This is a genomic window from Mesorhizobium sp. LNHC232B00 (genome assembly GCF_000502435.1).
GTDB lineage: Bacteria > Pseudomonadota > Alphaproteobacteria > Rhizobiales > Rhizobiaceae > Mesorhizobium > Mesorhizobium opportunistum.
Map to the genome: position 1 here is coordinate 144,632 of NZ_AYWP01000006.1, position 12,514 is coordinate 157,145.

Consider the following 12,514-nt stretch of genomic DNA (forward strand, 5'->3'; position numbering starts at 1 on the left):
GGAGCGACAAGGATGCGGCTCTCCCCTTCGCTGTTCTTCACCACCGGCTGCGAACCGGCATTGGCCTTCTACGAACAATGCGGTCTTGGCCGGGGGACGATCCTGCTGCGCTGGGGCGACAACGACATGCCGGTGCGGACCGAGGCGATGCGCGGAAAAATCCTGCATGCGCGGTTTGAAGGTCCGGGTGTGCTGTTCCATGCTTCCGACAATGACGATGCGGAGCCAATGAGGGGCTCCGCAATAATGCTGGAGTTCGAAGACCTGGCCGCCATGCGGGAGCTGTTCGCCCGCATGGCCGTAGGCGGACGGATCACCGTGCCCCTGGCAAGGCAATATTGGGGAACCTTTTTCGGCATGCTGGTCGACGCCTTTGGCGTGCAGTGGATGTTCAGCTGTTCGGGTGAATGAGGACGGAATCACGATCTTCTTACTGGAAATGGACCCAGCGCCGCATTGCTGCCGCGCCGAGCCGGTCTCATGGTAACGTCCAGATAATTTGACGGAGGTTCGTGATGCGCCCCGGCACGGCAATCGCGCTGCTTTGGTTGATCTGGGCGGTATCGTGGGCCGCCGCGGCGTTCTGGGCCGCCCGGCAATGAAGCGCGCCGGCTTTCAGGCGGAGGCGCCGTACCGCGCGGTGCTGATACTCGGCACGATCCTGCTGTTCATTCCGGCGCATAACTATGTCGGCCATTTTCGCATGTGGTTTCCCAACCTTGCCGTGGCCTGGATCTGTGTCGCGCTGATCGCAATCGGCCTCACCTTCTCATGGTGGGCGCGGCTGCATCTTGGCCGGCTGTGGTCGGGAACGGTCACCGCCAAGGCCGAGCACCGCGTCATCGACACCGGGCCTTACGGCCTCGTTCGCCACCCGATCTACACCGGACTGCTCCTGGGAATCCTGGCCACCATGGCGACGAAAGGCACCGTCTGGGGCATGGTCGGCGCCATCCTTTTGACCCTCGGCATCGTCATGAAGGCCAAGCTGGAGGAGCGTTTCCTGCGCACAGAACTCGGAACCGCCTATGACGATTACGCCGGGCGAGTGCCGATGCTGGTGCCCTTCGCGCCAGCCTGACGCGGCGGAGCGCCCCAGACGTCAGAGCATCCTGATCAGCGCGCCGCCTATCGAATAGCCCGCGCCAAACGCGCAGATCAGGCCGAAATCACCGGGCTTCATGTCGGCATGGTTCTCCGACAACGCCACGATGGCGCCGGCGCCCGCCGTATTGCCCAGCCGCTCCAGCACCATCGGCGCACGATCGTGATCGACATCGTGGCCGAAGGACAGCTTCAAAATCATCGCGTTCATGCGCGCATTGGCCTGGTGCAGCCAGAAGCGCCTGATCGCCTGCGGCGTCAGCCCGTGCTCGGCCAGGAATTCGACGATGAACTTTTGCCCGGCGACGGTGACTTCCTTGAACACCTTGTTGCCGACCTGCTTGATCAAATTGCCTTCCAGGTTGATCATGTAGGGATCGTCCTGGGCGGTGCGGGTGTGATAGCCCAGATTGGTGCGGATGTTGTTCGACATCTGCGTCCAGATGCGGGTGTCGAGCACCTCGAAGCGTCCCGGCCGCTTCTCGCCTTGGGCAAGCCCCTCCACCACCATCGACACCGAGGCGTCACCGAAGATGAAGTGCGTCTGCCGGTCGCGGAAATTGAGATGGCCGGTGATGATTTCCGGCGTGGTCACCAGGATGCACTTGTGCGCGCCCGAGCGCACCAGATTGACGGCCATGTGAAGCGCCGCCGCGGCGGACGAACAGCCAAGCCCCATGTCGAAGCCGGCGCCCTTCGTACCCAGGGCCTCCTGCATTTCGATGGCGATCGCCGGATAGGGCCGCTGGTGATGCGAGGCCGAACAGATGATCAGGTCGATGTCGGATGGCTGCAGCCCGGCATGGTCGAGTGCCTTCCTGGCCGAGGCAATGCCGAACTCGGCCTCCAGCGACAGCGCATCGTCCGGACGTGCCGGAATGCGCGGCGTCATGCGGGTCGGATCTAGGATGCCTTCGCGCTCGATCACATGACGGGAGCGCACGCCGGAGGCATGGACGATGAAATCGCTGTCGGATTTCTGCAGCAAGGTCTCGCCGGTGCGCTCGCGCCGCGCGTTCTCCGTATCGACCCAGCTGTTGAAGCTCTCGACCAGCTCTTCATTCGTGATGACAGCTTCAGGGATTTCAGCGCCGATGCCGCTGATGATGACGCGATGCATATTTCAGTCCGTCCCATCCGCAGGCGTTGCGGCTTCATGTGGGCGCCGAAGCGCTTCGGCGCAACCCTTTTCTCATCGGCGGGTTTACGCCGGCTTAAACCGGCTCGATTTCACAGGCCCACAATTTGGTGTTGGTCTACGGATAGCCCTAGCCGGCCCGCTTGGCGACGATGAAGATGCGCGGGAAGCGCAGCAGCACCTTGCCATTCGCGGTCTTCGGATAGGCCTTGGCGATCTTGGCCGTGTAACTATCGAGGAACATCTTGCGCTCGTCCGCCTCAAGTGGATCGAGGAACGGCTTCAGCCCGGTCGACTTCACCCATTCGACGATCGCCTCGGCATCGGCCAGCGGATGGTTGTAGACGGTGTGCCAGATATCGAGCCGATCGGAGTGCGGCGATAAAAGGTCGTAATAGAACGACACCGGCGGCAGCGGCGCACGCGCCGCGTTTCCTATCTTTGCCGCAAACGGCACTTCAGCGGCGGTTTCCCGCATCAGACGATGCGAATCCTCGCCCATATTGTCGGGCATCTGCACAGCAAGCGCGCCGCCGGGCGCCAGAAAACCCATCAGTCCTTGGAACACCGCCGGATGCGTGGGCAACCACTGGAACACCGCATTGGCGAAGATGACGTTGACCGGCTCGGCCGGCTTCCATGTCGCGGCATCGGCCAGATCGAACGTCACGTTGGGCAGGCGCGCCCTCGCCTTTTCGATCATGTCGGGAGAGCTGTCGAAGCCGCGCACCTCGGCATCCGGCCAGCGCTCGACCAGCAATTCGGTCGAGTTGCCCGGCCCGCAGCCGATATCGATGACCCGGCGTGGGAAGTCAACCGGCACTTGCGCAACCAGATCCCGCGCGGGCCGCGTGCGCTCATCCTCGAATTTCAGATATTGGGTGGCGGACCAGTCGGGCTTTTGTGAAGCGGCGGTATGGTTCATCGATAGACCTCGCGACGGTTACCTACTTCCACCACCAGGACGACAAGTCTGCTGTCATGGAACTGAGCAATGATCCTGTAGTCACCGACGCGAAAGCGCCAAGCCTCTTCCTTGGTCGCTGTCAGGCGCTTGGCAAGCGCCCTCGGATTGGGATGCGCTGAAACTCTCTGATTCAAGAACTCCAGGATGCGCCGTTGATCTTTCGTCGAAAGCTGCTCGATGTCTTTCTCGGCGCGCCGGGTGAACTCGACGCGCCAAGTCATTCAGCGGCAGGCTTCTTCCTGCGCTCCTCGACTTCACGACGTTCAAGCTTGCTGATCATCTCCTTCAGCGGAATGCGAACACCGTCATCATCTTTCAGGCGTTCGTTCGCGATCTTGGCGTCCTGCCAATCCTCAATAGCCTCAAGGATCGCATCGACTGCGACCTGATCGGCTGTTCGACCGCTGGCCTTGGCCATGTCGGCCAGAAGCTTCTCGGTCTTTGGCGGCAGTTTGACTGTGATCATGGAAAGCTCCGTCAGCCCAATTTAGGTCAAACGACGATCCCCCGCAACGATCTCCAGCCCCCTTACCGCGTCAGCCTCTTATACGTCATGCGGTGCGGGTTGACGGCTTCGGGCCCGAGCCGGCGGATCTTGTCCTGCTCGTAATCCTCGAAATTGCCTTCGAACCATTCGACATGGCTGTCGCCCTCGAAGGCGAGGATGTGCGTCGCCAGACGGTCGAGGAACATGCGATCGTGCGAGATGATGACCGCGCAGCCGCCGAAATTTTCCAGCGCGTCTTCGAGCGCCGCCAGCGTTTCCGTATCGAGATCGTTGGTCGGTTCGTCGAGCAGCAGCACATTGCCGCCTGTCTTCAGCATCTTGGCCAGGTGCACGCGGTTGCGCTGGCCGCCGGAGAGGTTGCCGACCTTCTGCTGCTGGTCGCCGCCACGGAAGTTGAACGACGCGCAATAGGCGCGGGTGTTGGCCTCGAACTTGCCGAGCTTGACCACTTCGGCGCCACCCGAAATTTCTTCCCAGACGGTCTTCGACGGATCGAGAGCGTCGCGGCTCTGGTCGACATAGCCGAGCTTGACCGTCTCGCCGACGCGGATCGTGCCGGCATCGGGCTTTTCCTGGCCGGTGATCATGCGGAACAGCGTCGTCTTGCCGGCGCCGTTCGGGCCGATGACACCGACGATGCCGCCTGGCGGCAGCTTGAATTCCAGTCCGTCGATCAGCAGCGTGTCGCCAAAGCCCTTGGACAGGCCGTCGACCTCGATCACCACATTGCCGAGCCGCTCACCGTGCGGGATGACGATCTGGGTATCGCTCGGCCGCCGCTTGTCGGCTGCATCCAACAGGTCCTGGAAGGCCTGGATACGCGCCTTGGACTTGGTCTGGCGAGCCTTCGGGCTCGACTGGATCCACTCGCGCTCGCGGCCGATGGCGCGCTGGCGGGCGTCGTCCTCGCGGCCTTCCTGCTTGAGGCGCTTGGCCTTGGCTTCGAGATATTTGGTGTAATTGCCCTCATAGGGAATGCCGCGGCCGCGATCGAGTTCGAGGATCCAACCGGTGACATTGTCGAGGAAGTAACGATCGTGGGTGATGATCATCACGGCGCCCGGATAGGCGCGCAGATGCTTTTCCAGCCACGCCGTGGTTTCGGCGTCGAGATGGTTGGTCGGTTCGTCGAGCAGCAGAAGATCGGGCTGGCGCAGCAGCAACTGGCAGAGCGCGACGCGGCGGCGCTCGCCGCCCGAAAGCTTGGTGACTTCGGAATCCTTGGGCGGGCAGCCCAGCGCTTCCATGGCCATTTCGACCTGCTGTTCGAGATCCCACAGGTTCAGCCGGTCCATCTCGTCCTGGAGCTTGGCCGACTCGTCGGCCGTCTCGTCGGAATAGTTCATCATCAATTCGTTGTAGCGTTCGATGATGGCGGTCTTGGCGGCGACGCCTTCCATGATGTTCTCGAACACCGTCTTCTTCGGGTCGAGCGCCGGCTCCTGCGCCAGGTAACCGACGGTGGCGCCTTCGGCGAGCCACGCCTCGCCGCTCCACTCCTTGTCGATGCCGGCCATGATCTTGAGGATCGTCGACTTGCCGGCGCCGTTGGGGCCCAGAATGCCGATCTTGGCATCCGGATAGAAGGACAGATGAACATTCTCGAGCACCTTCTTGGTGCCGTAGGCCTTGTTGAGGCCGGCCATGTGATAGATGAACTGGCGTGCCACGCGCGCTTTCCCTGAAAAACTGAATGGATTTGTCGAATTGAATGGAGGTTGGCCGCTATGTAGGCGATGCCGGGCCGAACGGCAATCCTTTTGCCACATCAGGCAAGCCACACGCGGAAAGGGAGAAGTTTTCCACCGCCACCGGTCGCGCTGAAATCTCCGGTTAACCGTTCGGCGTCAAAACAGGAGCGGTGGAATCGCCGGCTCGCCGCGATTTCGGGAAAGAGATCGGATCGAACGGCAGTGCTGAACAGTTTCCTGCTCCTTGCCGAGGCGGTCGTCTACTTCAGCGTCATGGTGACGCTTTTCCGGTTCCGCAAGCGCATTGGCCTTGGCGTCTTCGTCTGCGCGCTCGGCGTCATGCATTTCCTCGAGACCTACCTCGCCAGCGTCTTTTACGTCGCCTTGCCGTTTGGAATGGTCTCGCCGGGCTCGGCCGTGCTGTTTTCGGGCAAGCTGGTGATGCTGCTCCTGCTCTACATGAAGGAGGACGCCGCCACCGTGCGCCAGCCGATCTACGGCCTCTTGCTCGGCAATGGGCTGATGATCGGGCTGGTGCTGCTCTTGCGTCTGCACGCCATCGCACCGCTCCCCGACGGCAAGCTGCCCGATATCGGCTTCATCGACGAGATGGGCTGGCTGATGGTGTGGGGCACGACGCTGCTGTTCATCGACGCCATCCTGATCATCCTGCTCTATGAAAAGCTTGGACGCACCCTGCGCAAGGCGCAGTTCGCGCGCATCCTGATTTGCGTCGCCTGCGTGCTGACCTTCGACCAGGCGGGCTTCTTCACCGCTTTGCATTTCGTCGCCGGCGCGCCGATCGCGGTCTTCTTCGGCGGCTGGTTCGCCAAGATGGCGGCGGCGCTGACCTTCAGCGCCATGCTCGTCGCCTACCTCAGATGGTTCGAGGCCCGGGAGATTTCGGTTCCGCGTGGATTGACCGACATTTTCGACACGCTGACCTATCGCGAACGCTATGAAGCGCTGGTCGAGCATGTCGGCCGCGACGGCCTGACCGGCCTGCTGCACCGCGGGCGCTTCGACGCCGATGGCGAGGCCGCCGTCGAGGTCAGCTTGCGCACCGCCAGGCCGCTCAGCCTGCTGATCATCGATGTCGACCATTTCAAGTCGATCAACGACCGCTTCGGCCACGCCGAGGGCGACAAGGTGCTGAAAGCGCTGGCGACCTTGCTTCGCGAGGCGACCAGCGCCGAGGACCAGGTGTTCCGGATCGGCGGCGAGGAATTCGCCATCCTGAGCTCGCGTCCGCATGCGGTCGCCCGACTGTTTGGCGAAAGCATCCGTCATGCCGTCAAGGCATCGGCGGCCGCCAGCCGCTTCGAACTGACCGTCAGCGCCGGTGTTTCCAGCGTCGGCGAGACGACCCGCTGTCTTGCCGACCTGTTCGCCCTCGCCGACCAGCGCCTCTACAAGGCGAAGTCCACCGGGCGCGACCGCATCGTCGGCGAGCCGGGCGGCCATGAGCCCGACACCGCGGTCGCCTGGACCAAATCCGCGCAGATCTAGCTCTGTTTGTTACGCCTTTCGCTGCGGCAGGCGCGGCGACAGCCCGTCACTGGAACCCGATCGCGTCGACGGTGCCGGTCGGGCAACCGGCCTTGTTGGTCGGCACCGAGGCCAGCAGCAAATCCTTGAGCGAGCTGTTCGGGCCGATCGGGCCGGCAAGGCCGAGCGTCAGTTCGCCGATCAGCCGCCTGCCGCTCGACGGATCGATGACGCAGGAGACACGCACGCGGTCCCCCGCCCCAGCGCCGAACGCGGTGTCGAAGGCACCGCGGATCTGGTCCGCCGTCAGCTTGCCGCCGATGCTCTTGGCAAACAGATCGCGCACCGGCGAACTGTTGACCGCGCGCATCAGGCCGAGGGCGTCGGAAAAATACTCCTGCTGGGTTTTGCCGTAGCAGGTGCCGTGCTTGATCCATTCATGTCGCTCGAGTTGGGAAGCCGTGCCCGGCATGACCTTGTTGAGCTCCGCGCGCGTGCCGGCGTCCAGATTGACAGGCGGAAGATCCTTCCAGTGACCCGGATTGTCATTGGCCTTGTCGCTTGCCGGCACCTGGCAATAGAAATTGCCGTTTGGCTGCGGCCACAGGCCGTGCAGGGTGAAATTGGTGGCGTCGAATTCGCCCGGGCTCTGCGCCCTGCATTCGGTCTTGTTCGACTTGGTCTCGCAAAACGCCGGCTGCCAGCTCAAAGCGAAGACATATTCGGGCTTTCCGGAAGCGGCAGGCTTGCCTTGCCCGCCCGGTGCTGCCGGCGTTGTTGCGGCACTGCTGCCCGAGAGGTGACCGCAGGAAACCTTCACCCACCGGCGCTCCGGATCGGCGCCCGGCACCTGGATGAGGTAGTGCGTTGGCGTGTCCTTGTTGCCGGCAAGCAACTGGTAGCCCTTTCCGGCATCGGTAGACACGTTGCCGGGGTTCTTGCCGTTCTTGATGGCCTGTGTCGCCGGACAGGAGGCATCGGCGACGAAGGTGCCGCTCATCTTGACGTCGGCACGCGCGGCACCAGTCAGTGATGCCGCCAGCAAGGCCAATCCGAAAACGACACCAATGCGCATGAGAAATCCCCGGCTGAAGGAGTGGGCGACAGACTGAAGCTGTCTCCATGTCAGAATTGCGATATTTTGCTGGCCAAACGCAAGAAACATCGTCGTGTGAAAGCACGCAAGGCGGATTGACGCAAAACCGGCACCGGCGCAAACAAAGTCCTGTAACAGACAGGACACGGGTGGGGGACCGGGCGGCCATGCCATTCAGCCAACAGCGCTTGGTTCGTTCGCCGACCGGCGCCGACCTCAATCTCCTGGTCAGGCAGGCCGATGGCCGGCCACGGGCAGTCATCCAAATCAATCACGGGCTGGCCGAGCATGCCGCGCGCTATGCCCGTTTCGCCGACTTCCTCGCCGAGCGCGGTTTCCATGTCTATGTCCACGACCATCGCGGCCACGGCGCGACCAGGGCACCCGACGCGCCGCTCGGCAGATTCGCCGACAAGGACGGACCTTCCAAGGTGATCGCCGATGTCGACGCGATCCACGATCTCATCGCCGTCGAATGCCCTAGCCTTCCGGTCTTCCTCTTCGGCCACTCGATGGGCGCGTCCGTGGCGCTGAACTACCTTTTGGCCCATTCGCCGCGCGTCCACGCCGCCGCGATCTGGAACGGCAATTTTTCGCAAGGGCTGCTTGGGCAGCTGGCACTCGGCATCCTCGCCTGGGAACGGATGCGGCTGGGCTCCGACGTCCCGTCGCGCCTGCTGCCGAAACTCACCTTCCAGGCCTGGGGCAAGGCAGTGCCCAACCACCGAACGCTGTTCGACTGGCTGTCGCGTGACGAGGCCGAGGTGGCCAAATACATCGCCGATCCACTGTGTGGCTGGGACGCCTCTATCTCGATGTGGCGCGATGTGGTCTCGATGGCGCTGAACGGCGGCAAGGATACCGGCTTTGCCGGTATCCGGCGCGACCTTCCCGTCGCCATTGTCGGCGGCGAGAAGGACCCGGCTTCCGACTACGGCAAGGGCGTCACCCATCTCGCCAACCGCATGCGCAGGATGGGCTTTTCGAATCTCGTTTCAAAGGTTTACGCCGACACGCGCCACGAAAGCCTGAACGAGGTGAACCGCGATGCCATTATGGACGATTTCGCCGCCTGGGCCGACGGCGTGCTGAAGGCTTGAAAGGGTTTGGCCCATCGCAAGGGCCGTGACAGCGGCACAAGGTGTTGATAGAGGCTGCGGTTCCGACCAATTCTGGTGATTTATGGCCGAACCACCCCTGAAAGGCGTCCGCGTCGTCGAACTCGCCCGCATCCTTGCCGGGCCCTGGGCCGGGCAGTTGCTTGCCGATCTCGGCGCCGACGTCATCAAGGTCGAAAGCCCCGATGGCGGCGACGACACCCGCAAATGGGGACCGCCCTTCGTCATGAGCCATGACGGCGAAAACCTGTCGGCCGCCTATTACCACTCCTGCAATCGCGGCAAGCGTTCGATCGCCGTCGACTTTTCGACACCGGAAGGTGCCGAGACCGTGCGCCGACTGGTCGCCACCTCGGACGTGCTGATCGAGAACTTCAAGCTCGGCGGGCTCAGGAAATACGGGCTCGACTATGACAGCCTGCGCAAGACAAACCCGCGCCTCGTCTATTGCTCGATCACCGGCTTTGGCCAGGACGGACCTTATGCGCCACGCGCCGGCTACGACTTCATCATCCAGGCCATGGCCGGCATGATGTCGATAACCGGCGAGGCCGGCCGCGAACCGCAGAAGGCCGGCGTCGCCATCTCCGACATCTTCACCGGCCTTTATTCCGTCATCGCCATCCAGGCAGCCCTGCGCCACGCTGAGCAGACCGGCGAAGGCCAGCACATCGACATGGCGCTGTTCGACACCCAGATCTCGGCGCTCGGCAACCAGAACCTCAACTATCTCGTCTCCGGCAAGTCGCCGGTGCAGATGGGCAATGCGCATATGAACATCGCCCCTTACGAGGTGGTGCCGGTCCGGGACGGCCACATCATCCTGGCGGTCGGCAATGACGGCCAGTTCGCCAAATTCTGTGGGGTCGTCGGGCTGGACGAGCTGCCCGCAAACCCCGATTTCGCCACCAATCCGGCGCGGGTCGCCAACCGGGTCAAGTTGCGCGAGCACATGATCGAGGCGCTGAAAAGCCGGGATCGAGACCCGCTGCTGGCCAAGCTGGAAGCGGCGAGCGTGCCGGCGAGCCCGATCAACACGATCGGCCAGATGTTCGCCGACCCGCAGACCATCGCGCGCGGCATGCGGCTCGACCTCGACGACGGTCACGGCAACCGCCTGCCTTCGGTGCGCGCGCCGATGGTGATGTCCGGCACACCGCTCGTCTATGAACGCCCCTCGCCGCGCCTCGGCGAGCACACGCAAGAAATCCTTGCCGAACTGGAGAGGTCTGGAAAATGAAGACCGGCGGACAACTCATCGTCGACGCGCTCGAAGCCAACGGCACCGACCGCATCTATTGCGTGCCGGGCGAATCCTATCTCGCGGTGCTCGACGCGCTGCATGATTCCAATATCCGCACCATTGTCTGCCGCCAGGAAGGCGGTGCGGCGATGATGGCCGACTGCCATGGCCGGCTGACCGGCAAGCCAGGCATCTGCTTCGTCACCCGCGGTCCGGGCGCCACCAACGCGTCGGCCGGCATCCACATCGCCATGCAGGATTCGGTGCCACTCATCCTGTTCATCGGCCAGGTCGCCAGCCATGCCAAGGAGCGCGAGGCGTTCCAGGAGGTGGACTACAAGAGGTTCTTCGGCGACATCGCCAAATGGGTGGTCGAGATCGACGATGCCTCGCGCATCCCCGAATTCGTCACCCGCGCCTTCGCGGTGGCGACATCGGGCCGTCCGGGTCCCGTGGTCATCTCGCTGCCCGAGGACATGCTGACCAGCGTCGTCGAAGCGCCCATCGCCTTGCCGCACACGCCCGTTGAAACCCGGCCGGGTGAAGCCGAACTCGACGCGCTGGAAATACTGCTGGGCAAAGCCAAGCGTCCCTTCGTCATTCTCGGCGGAACGCGCTGGGACGCGGAGGCCGTGGCACGGATACGCGCGATCGCCGAAGCGTGGTCGCTGCCGGTTGGCTGCTCCTTCCGCCGCCAGATGCTGTTCGATCACCTGCATCCGAACTATGCCGGCGATGTCGGCATCGGCATCAACCCGAAACTGGCCACCGCCATCAAGCAAGCCGACCTCGTGCTGCTGATCGGCGGCCGCATGGGCGAAATGCCATCCTCCGACTACACGCTGCTGAAAAGCCCCTACCCCGACCAGACACTGGTGCATGTCCATGCCGATGCCGGCGAGCTCGGCCGCGTCTACCGGCCGACACTGGCGATCAACGCATCGCCTTCCGCCTTCGTCCAAGCCTTTGCCAAGCGCAAGCCGGCTGCGGCGCCGACCTGGGCCGATGAGACCGCCAAACTGCACGCCGCCTATCTCGACTGGTCGACACCGCCGGAGAGCGGCCCCGGCCCGGTCCAGATGGGGCCGATCATGACTTATCTGGAGAAGATGCTGCCCGACGACGCCATCCTCACCAATGGCGCCGGCAATTACGCCACCTGGGTGCATCGCTTCCACCGCTTCCGCCGCTTCGCCACTCAGGGTGCGCCGACATCGGGCTCGATGGGCTATGGCACGCCGGCCGCCGTCGCCGCCAAGGATCTGTTCCCGGACCGGACCGTCGTCGCCTTTGCCGGCGACGGTTGCTTCCTGATGAACGGACAGGAATTCGCCACCGCGGTCCAGTACGACCTGCCGATCGTCGTCGTTGTCGTCAACAACGGTATCTACGGCACCATCCGCATGCACCAGGAGCGCGAATATCCCGGCCGGGTGGTCGCCACCGATCTCAAGAACCCCGACTTCGCCGCCTTGGCCCGCGCCTATGGCGGCCATGGCGAGACGGTGGAGAGGACGGCGGATTTCCCAGCCGCTTTCGAGCGTGCCCGCGCCAGCGGCAAGCCGGCGATCGTCGAAATCCGGCTCGATCCGGAGGCGATCACGCCGACCCGGACAATGACGCAGATCCGCGACAAGAGCTAAGGCGAAAGGCAGCCTGCTGCCTCTCGCCGACTACGCTACATCGCCTTTTCGATCTGCCCGCGGATCTCGCCGTCCGGGTTAGCCTTGGTATGGACATTGACGTAATATTTGCCGGCCTCCAGGTCGGCTGCCTGCGCATCGGTGAGCGTCGCCGACCCCTTGATCGGGCTCTTCAGCTTCTTGAATGGGATGACGGGGTCCGCATTCGCACCCATCGCGGCCGGGCCATGAATGTGCGCGGCCGAAGCCGGTCCGCTGAGGCCGGAATATTTGACGTTCCAGCTAAGCTTTTTCTTGGTGGTGTCGAAGGTTAAGGTGGCGGTGCCCTTGCCCTTGGTGGTGACGGGCGGGCTCTGCTGACTGCCGTCGAGCGTCGCCTTGTATTTCACCGTTTCGGCCATGGCCGGTGATGAGATCAGGAATGCGGTCGAAATGGCCAGCGCCGAAAGCACTGGCAGAAAAGATAGTGTGCGCATGAAGAACCTCCGATTGGCTTTGGCATGCCTCGCACCGACCTA

At 63.3% G+C, this 12,514-nt stretch carries 13 protein-coding genes; 6 read left to right on the top strand and 7 right to left on the bottom strand.

The annotated features are described in order from the left end of the window. The first annotated feature begins 12 nt into the window (after positions 1-12). Positions 13-411, top strand: a complete 399-nt coding sequence (locus X743_RS158635; RefSeq protein WP_023765161.1) for a glyoxalase/bleomycin resistance/extradiol dioxygenase family protein — start codon at positions 13-15, stop codon at positions 409-411. 154 nt (positions 412-565) lie between these two features. After that, on the top strand, positions 566-1,081 hold the full coding sequence (locus tag X743_RS01000000168850; RefSeq protein WP_245264198.1) for an isoprenylcysteine carboxylmethyltransferase family protein: 516 nt from the start codon (positions 566-568) through the stop codon (positions 1,079-1,081). Positions 1,082-1,102: 21 nt separating this feature from the next. Here the strand turns inward: X743_RS01000000168850 and X743_RS158630 are convergent, their stop codons facing one another. The 5 genes from X743_RS158630 to ettA all read right to left on the bottom strand — a co-directional run bounded on the left by X743_RS158630 (position 1,103) and on the right by ettA (position 5,387). Further along, on the bottom strand, positions 1,103-2,224 hold the full coding sequence (locus tag X743_RS158630) for a beta-ketoacyl-ACP synthase III (RefSeq protein WP_023765162.1): 1,122 nt from the start codon (positions 2,222-2,224) through the stop codon (positions 1,103-1,105). Positions 2,225-2,372: 148 nt separating this feature from the next. Beyond that, positions 2,373-3,167 (bottom strand): trans-aconitate 2-methyltransferase, encoded by a 795-nt coding sequence (gene tam, locus X743_RS158625; RefSeq protein WP_023765163.1) that lies wholly within the window; start codon positions 3,165-3,167, stop codon positions 2,373-2,375. After that, positions 3,164-3,430, bottom strand: coding sequence for a type II toxin-antitoxin system RelE/ParE family toxin (locus X743_RS158620; protein WP_023765164.1), 267 nt, complete (start codon positions 3,428-3,430; stop codon positions 3,164-3,166). The genes tam and X743_RS158620 overlap by 4 nt, the downstream gene beginning before the upstream one ends. Next, entirely contained in the window at positions 3,427-3,675 is a 249-nt protein-coding gene (locus X743_RS158615; RefSeq protein ID WP_023765165.1) for a DUF6290 family protein, read from the bottom strand. Before X743_RS158615 ends, X743_RS158620 begins: the two co-directional genes overlap by 4 nt. Before the next feature lie 62 nt (positions 3,676-3,737). Further along, complete coding sequence (gene ettA, locus X743_RS158610) at positions 3,738-5,387, bottom strand: energy-dependent translational throttle protein EttA (RefSeq protein WP_013894629.1); 1,650 nt, start codon at positions 5,385-5,387, stop codon at positions 3,738-3,740. A gap of 243 nt (positions 5,388-5,630) precedes the next feature. Between ettA and X743_RS1000000173930 the strand changes: the two genes are divergently transcribed. Then, the gene (locus X743_RS1000000173930; protein ID WP_023765167.1) at positions 5,631-6,917 is read left to right on the top strand and encodes a GGDEF domain-containing protein; all 1,287 of its coding nucleotides are present in this window, start codon (positions 5,631-5,633) and stop codon (positions 6,915-6,917) included. Between the two features lie 46 nt (positions 6,918-6,963). On the opposite strand, the gene X743_RS158600 is transcribed toward X743_RS1000000173930, so the two are convergent. Further along, entirely contained in the window at positions 6,964-7,971 is a 1,008-nt protein-coding gene (locus tag X743_RS158600; RefSeq protein WP_023765168.1) for a ribonuclease, read from the bottom strand. 188 nt (positions 7,972-8,159) lie between these two features. Between X743_RS158600 and X743_RS158595 the strand changes: the two genes are divergently transcribed. The 3 genes from X743_RS158595 (at position 8,160) to X743_RS158585 (ending at position 11,996) form a co-directional block, all read left to right on the top strand. Continuing rightward, positions 8,160-9,092, top strand: coding sequence for an alpha/beta hydrolase (locus X743_RS158595; RefSeq protein WP_023765169.1), 933 nt, complete (start codon positions 8,160-8,162; stop codon positions 9,090-9,092). Between the two features lie 82 nt (positions 9,093-9,174). Further along, complete coding sequence (locus X743_RS158590) at positions 9,175-10,350, top strand: CaiB/BaiF CoA-transferase family protein (RefSeq protein WP_023765170.1); 1,176 nt, start codon at positions 9,175-9,177, stop codon at positions 10,348-10,350. After that, positions 10,347-11,996, top strand: coding sequence for a thiamine pyrophosphate-binding protein (locus X743_RS158585; RefSeq protein ID WP_023765171.1), 1,650 nt, complete (start codon positions 10,347-10,349; stop codon positions 11,994-11,996). Before X743_RS158590 ends, X743_RS158585 begins: the two co-directional genes overlap by 4 nt. Positions 11,997-12,031: 35 nt before the next feature. Here X743_RS158585 and X743_RS158580 read toward each other — a convergent pair whose 3' ends face one another. Further along, complete coding sequence (locus X743_RS158580; RefSeq protein ID WP_023765172.1) at positions 12,032-12,472, bottom strand: CHRD domain-containing protein; 441 nt, start codon at positions 12,470-12,472, stop codon at positions 12,032-12,034. Positions 12,473-12,514: the final 42 nt, after the last annotated feature.